This window comes from Microbacterium resistens NBRC 103078 (assembly GCF_001552355.1).
Taxonomy (GTDB): domain Bacteria; phylum Actinomycetota; class Actinomycetes; order Actinomycetales; family Microbacteriaceae; genus Microbacterium; species Microbacterium resistens.
In genome coordinates, this window is sequence record NZ_BCRA01000128.1 from 1 (window position 1) to 795 (window position 795).

Annotated in this window: 1 protein-coding gene; it reads right to left on the minus strand. The window is 72.1% G+C overall.

The genetic code is table 11. From position 1 onward, the window contains the following. Positions 1-51 precede the first annotated feature (51 nt). A partial coding sequence (locus MR1_RS16695) for a dihydrolipoamide acetyltransferase family protein (protein ID WP_169797708.1) occupies positions 52-795 on the minus strand: 744 nt, incomplete at its 5' end.

The following is a 795-nucleotide window of genomic DNA, read 5'->3' on the forward strand; positions in this document are numbered from 1 at the left end:
CGGCGCCGGCGCGCGCGGGCGGGCGGGGACGCCGCGCGGACGGGGCGGGGGTCAGTCGACGAGGAGGGCGGGCTCCTCCAGCACCGCGGCGACGTCGGCGATGAAGCGGCTCATCTCGTCGCCGTCGATCACGCGGTGGTCGAACGAGCCGGCCACCGTCGTCACCCAGCGCGGGCGCACCTCGCCGTCCACCACCCACGGCTTCTGGCTGATCGTCCCCATCGCGACGATCCCGGACTCGCCCGGGTTGATGATCGGGGTGCCGGCGTCCATCCCGAAGACCCCGATGTTCGTGATCGTGATCGTCCCGCCCTGCTGGTCGGCGGGGGTCGACTTGCCCTCGCGGGCCGTGAGGGTGAGACGGTTCAGCGCACGGGCCAGGTCGCGCATGCCGAGGTTCTGGGCGTCCTTGATGTTCGGGACGATCAGTCCCCGCGGAGTGGCGGCGGCGATGCCCAGGTTCACGTAGTGGCGGACCAGGATGTCCGCACCGTTCTCGCCCTGGACCCAGGCGGCATTGACCATGGGCGTGCGACGCACCGCCCAGATCACGGCGCGCGCCATGATCAGCAGCGGCGAGACCTTGACGTCGGCGAAGTCCGGCGACGCCTTGAGGCGCTTGACGAGCTCCATCGTGCGGGAGGCGTCCACCTCCTTCCACACCGTCACGTGCGGGGCGGTGTACGCGCTCTGCACCATCGCATTGGCGCTGGCCTTGCGCACGCCCTTCACCGGGATCGACTCGGTCCGCTCGTCGGGCGCCGACTCGGAGCGCTCCGGGGCGGCACCCGCCGG